The 4,822-nt window shown below is 75.1% G+C and carries 6 protein-coding genes and 1 pseudogene; 4 read left to right on the forward strand and 3 right to left on the reverse strand.

Going from position 1 to position 4,822, the window contains the following annotated elements:
• The 3 genes and pseudogenes from F9B16_RS52030 to F9B16_RS49255 form a co-directional block, all read left to right on the forward strand.
• A pseudogene (locus tag F9B16_RS52030) lies at positions 1 to 668 on the forward strand (glycosyl transferase); the annotation flags it as partial.
• Positions 669 to 765: 97 nt separating this feature from the next.
• Positions 766 to 1,065 (forward strand): 4a-hydroxytetrahydrobiopterin dehydratase, encoded by a 300-nt coding sequence (locus F9B16_RS49250; RefSeq protein ID WP_151547156.1) that lies wholly within the window; start codon positions 766 to 768, stop codon positions 1,063 to 1,065.
• A gap of 5 nt (positions 1,066 to 1,070) precedes the next feature.
• Complete coding sequence (locus F9B16_RS49255) at positions 1,071 to 1,544, forward strand: TIGR00725 family protein (RefSeq protein ID WP_151547157.1); 474 nt, start codon at positions 1,071 to 1,073, stop codon at positions 1,542 to 1,544.
• 31 nt (positions 1,545 to 1,575) lie between these two features.
• On the opposite strand, the gene F9B16_RS49260 is transcribed toward F9B16_RS49255, so the two are convergent.
• Entirely contained in the window at positions 1,576 to 2,361 is a 786-nt protein-coding gene (locus tag F9B16_RS49260) for an SDR family NAD(P)-dependent oxidoreductase (RefSeq protein WP_151547158.1), read from the reverse strand.
• 61 nt (positions 2,362 to 2,422) lie between these two features.
• Entirely contained in the window at positions 2,423 to 3,454 is a 1,032-nt protein-coding gene (locus F9B16_RS49265) for an alpha/beta hydrolase (protein WP_151547159.1), read from the reverse strand.
• Between the two features lie 64 nt (positions 3,455 to 3,518).
• On the opposite strand from F9B16_RS49265, the gene F9B16_RS49270 reads away from it, so the two are divergent.
• Positions 3,519 to 4,046, forward strand: coding sequence for a MarR family winged helix-turn-helix transcriptional regulator (locus F9B16_RS49270; RefSeq protein WP_225992661.1), 528 nt, complete (start codon positions 3,519 to 3,521; stop codon positions 4,044 to 4,046).
• A 12-nt stretch (positions 4,047 to 4,058) separates the two neighbouring features.
• Here F9B16_RS49270 and F9B16_RS49275 read toward each other — a convergent pair.
• Positions 4,059 to 4,822: tyrosine-protein phosphatase (locus tag F9B16_RS49275; RefSeq protein ID WP_151547161.1), on the reverse strand; the 764-nt coding region annotated here is incomplete at its 5' end.

Here is a 4,822-nt window from a genome sequence, read left to right on the forward strand (position 1 = left end):
GGCCGGCCGCGTACGCGGTGGAGACGGCCGGCACCCCGCACTCCGGGTCGATCATCACCGCCGGGCCCCGCACGTCGGGCGGCGGGTTCGGGCCGGGCCGGGCCGGCGGCGGCTGGAACCGCGGCCAGGGATTCGCGCCACCGCAAGGCGGCGCGCAGGCCGGTACGCTCCCCGGCGGCCCCGGAGGCGGATTCGGCGGCCAGGGCAACGGCCAGGGCAACGGCCGGCAGGGCGCGCCGGGCGGCGGGTTCGGCGGCGGACGCCCCGGCGGCGCGGGCGGCGGGCCCGGCGGGCTGCTGAACGCCGGAACGCCGAGCGCGCAGGTCACCGCCGCGCTCAAGGCCGGCGCCGGCTCCTACACCTGGGCCGCCGCCGCGATCGGGTCCAACACCGCCGCCGGCTACCAGCTCGCCACCGGCGAGGCGGTCATGGCGGTCGGCGGCTTCAACGGCACCGACCCCGCGCCGACCCTCGCGCGGTTCCAGCGACTCGTCCGCCAGGGGAAGATCCACTACTTCGTCGGCGGCGGCGGGACGATGATGGGCCGCGGCGGCGGCAGCGGCAGCGACGACGCCCAGAAGATCAGCGCATGGGTCACCGCGAACTTCAAGGCCGTGTCCGTCGGCGGCACCACCCTGTACGACCTGTCGGCCGGCGCGTCCCGGTGACCCGCCCGGCCGCGTGACCCGCGCCACGGCACGCGCCGGGGTCCGTGATGTACTCGGAGAGGAGACTGCGGCGACCCGACGACAGGGAGTGACCACGATGGCCGACACGCTCGACGACACCGCCGTCGCCGACCGCCTGCGCGACCTGCCCGACTGGACCCGGAACGGCGACGAGATCCGCCGGGAGGTGAAGGCGCCCTCGTTCCTGGAGGGCATCGCGGTGGTCGACGAGGTCGCCCGGGCCGCCGAGGACGCCGACCACCACCCCGACATCGACATCCGGTGGCGGATCCTGACGTTCGCGCTGTCCACCCACAGCGCCGGCGGCCTGACCGGCAAGGACTTCGACCTCGCCGCCGTGATCGACCGGATCGCCGGCCGGCACGGCGCCCGGTAGCGGCCGTGGCCGTCCAGGTGGCGGTGTGCGGCCCCGCCGAGTGCACCGAGCACGACTGGGACCGCGCCCACGAGACCGGGCGGCTGCTGGCCCGCCGCGGCGCCGTGCTGATCTGCGGCGGGCACGGCGGCGTCATGGCCGCCGCCGCGGCCGGCGCCCGCTCGGCCGGCGGGACCGTCGTCGGCGTCCTCCCGGCCGCCGACCGGTCCGCCGCCGGCCCCGACCTGTCGGTCGTGCTGCCGACCGGGCTCGGCCAGGCCCGCAACAACGTGATCGTCAACGCCGCCGACGCCGTCATCGTCGTCGGCGGGTCCTGGGGGACGTTGTCGGAGCTGGCGCTGGCGATGCGCGCCGGGCGGGTCCCGGTCGTGCAGCTCGGCGGCTGGCTGGTGCACGACGAGGACGGCCGGCCCGTCGCCGGGATCGTGCACGCCACCGGCCCCGCCGACGCCGTCCGGGCCACCGGCCTGTGGGACTGACCCGCCCCCGCGCGACGACGGCCCGGGCGGGTCAGTGGACGGAGAACCCGCCGTCCACGAAGATCGCCTGCCCGGTGACGTAGGACGCCGACGGCGAGGCCAGGAACACCGCCGCGCCCGCGAAGTCCTCGGCCAGGCCGTTGCGGCCGGTCATCGTGCGCGCGGCGAGCGCCTCCACCCGCGCCGGATCGTCCTGCAGCCGCGCGTTCAGCGGCGTCAGCACGAAACCGGGGACCAGGGTGTTGGCGGTGACGCCCCGCGCCGACCACGCCTCCGCCTGCGAGCGGGCCAGCGCCACCAGCCCCGCCTTCGACACCCCGTAGGCGCCGCTGGTGACGAACGCCCGGAACGCCTGCTGCGAGGCGATGTGGATCAGCCGCCCGTAGCCGCGCTCGGCCATCCCCGGCCCGAACCGCTGCCCGAGCAGGAACGGGGCGTCCAGGTTCACCGCCATCGTCGCGTCCCACACCTCCTCGCCCAGCTCGTCCATCGGCGGCCGCAGGTTGATCCCGGCGGCGTTGACCAGCACGTCCGGCTCGCCGAACGGCTCCACCACGGCGCGCGCGGCGCCGGCGACGCCGGCGCGGGACCCGAGGTCCGCGCTGACCGACGCCGCCCGGCACCCGTGCGACTCCAGCTCCCGGACGGTAGCGGCGAGCTCGGGTTCGCGGCGCGCGACGACCACGACCGACGCGCCCGCGCGCGCCAGCGCCACCGCGATGGCCCGCCCGATCCCGGAGCTGCCGCCGGTCACCACCGCCGTCCTGCCCTCCAGGGAGAACAGCCCGGACAGGTACGACGCCGTTTGATCGATCATGTACGGGAGCCTACGGGGCACCGGACGCGGCGCCACGCTCAGGGCGCGAGACGGCACACGCTCAGGGCGCCAGGCGGTGGGCCAGCCAGGCGAGGGCCTGGGGATGGCGGTACTCGATGGCGACGTGGCCCGCCTCGAACAGCTCGAACCTGACGGTGTCCTCGGCGACGCCCGCCCGGCCCAGCGCGTCGCGGAACGCCAGCGCGCCGAGGTCGAGGAACCATTCGTCGCGGGTGCCCGCGTCGATCCAGATCGCGCGCATCGACCGCAGCGCCTCGGCGTGCGCGGGCGCCATCCGGACCGGGTCCCAGCGCAGCCACCGCTCCCAGACCTCGGGCCGCAGCACCCCGGTGACGGGGTCGAACGGCAGCATCGGCGTTCCGTCGGCGCCCGGCGAGAAGCACGCCGACACCGCGAGGATCTCCAGCAGCCGCAGGTCCTCCTGCTTGGTGAAGGCGGTGCGGGAGCGGAAGTCGTCCCACCAGGTGAAGACGTCGCCGCCGTAGGCGCGCAGGTCCCGCACGGCCTGCAGGAAGTGCGGGATGTACTGCGCCTCGGACAGGGCGTCGCCCGAGTGCGTGGCGAACGCGCCGAACAGGTCGGGGCGCAGCATCGAGGTGATCATGGCGCCGAGCCCGCCGCTGGACTTGCCGGCGATGGCCCGGTGGTCGCGGTCGGGGATCGTCCGGTAGCGGGCGTCGACCCACGGGACGACCTCTTCGCACAGGTAGGAGTGGTAGCGGCCGGTCCCGGCGGAGTCGACGTACTGGCTGCCGCCGTAGCTGGTCCAGGCGTCCACGAACACCAGGATCATCGGCGGTGCCTCGCCGCGGGCGAACAGCGCGTCGGTGGCGACCGGCACCGACGTGCGGAACGCGCCGGGCTGGTTGCTCCAGGCCGGGAGCGTGCCGGTGAACCCGAGCAGCATGTAGACGGCCGGGTAGCGGCGCTCGGGCTCGTCGTCGTAGCCGGGCGGCGTGTACACCCACAGCGGCCTGCGGTGCGGGTCGCCCAGCGGGTTGCCGCGCAGCAGGCGGCTGTCGATGGTGCGCTCGTCGATCCGGCCGGCGAAATCGGGGGGCCACAGGGACATGGGGGGGGATCCTCACTCTCAGTTATTACGAAAAGATAATATCCGAGAGGATAGTATGCCGGGCGTGGAGGAGGACTCGATCGACCGGCACATCGCCCACTGGTCCCGCGAGCTGCCGGGCCTCGACCCCGACGTCGAGGGAGCGATCACCCGGATGCAGACCCTCGTCGCGCTCCTGCGCCGCCGCCGTGAGGCCGCGCTCAAGGCGCGCCGCCTCAAAGGCTGGGAGTACGACATCCTGTGGCGGCTCCGCTCCGCCGGCCCGCCCTACCAGGCCACCCCCAGCTGGCTCGCCAAGGCGCTGGACACCCACCCCGCCACCCTCACCAGCAGGCTCGACCGGCTGGAGGAGTCGGGGCACCTCACCCGCACGCACGACCCGTCCGACCGGCGGCGCCTGCTGGTCGCGCTCACCGACGAGGGCCACGCCGCATGGGAGGGCACCATCGGCGACCAGGCCGCCGCCGAGCACGCGCTGCTCGCGCCGCTGACCGGCGCCGAGCGCGCGCAGCTCGCCGGCCTGCTCCGCAAGGTCGCCACCGCCGCCGAGGCCGCCGGACCGCCCCTCATGCCCCCGGTCGAACGGCCCTAGGCCCCGCCTGCGTCAGGACGTCAGCAGCCGGGCGCGCAGCGCCGCGATCGTCGCGTCGCTGAGCCCCAGGCCCTTGTGGACGTAATTGTCGAAACCGCCGTAGGCCTGGTCGACCTCGTGGAACGCCTCGTCCAGCCACGACGACTCCACCGCGTCCGGCCGGCCGAGATAGGTGTTGCTGGCCAGGTAGTCCTGGTACACCGTCGCCTTCGGGACGCCGAGGAGCGTCAGCAGCACCGCCGCGCCCCACCCCGTCCGGTCCTTGCCGGCGGTGCAGTGGAACACCGTCGCGCCCGGGTTCGCGGCGATCGAGGTGAGCAGGTCGTGGTAGGCGCGGCTCGCGCCGCTGAAGTCCACCATGAACGGGTAGGCGATCGACTGCCCGATGTTGGACGACCCGGTGACCAGCCCGATCAGGAACCCGTACAGCAGGCTCCCCAGCGCGGGATCGGCGAAGGAGATGCCGTGCGTCAGGTCCTCCACGTCGGCGACCTTGTAGGCGATCCCGGCCGGCAGCCGGTCCGGGTCGTCCGAGCGCTCCTTGGCGTTGCGCAGGTCGACGTCCAGGGTGATCCCGAGGCTCAGCAGCGTCTGCTGGTCGGCGTCCGACAGGTTCGCCAGCGAGTTGGACCGGTAGACCACGCCGCCGCGCACGTGCCGGCCGTCGGCGGTCGCGTACCCGCCGAGGTCGCGGAAGTTGGACGCCGTCGCCAGCCGCGGCGCGGCGGCCGCCAGCGGGGAGGCGGCGGGCGCCCGGGCGGGGACGCCGGCGAGGG

Origin of the sequence: Actinomadura montaniterrae (genome assembly GCF_008923365.1) — a bacterium.
Lineage (GTDB): Bacteria > Actinomycetota > Actinomycetes > Streptosporangiales > Streptosporangiaceae > Spirillospora > Spirillospora montaniterrae.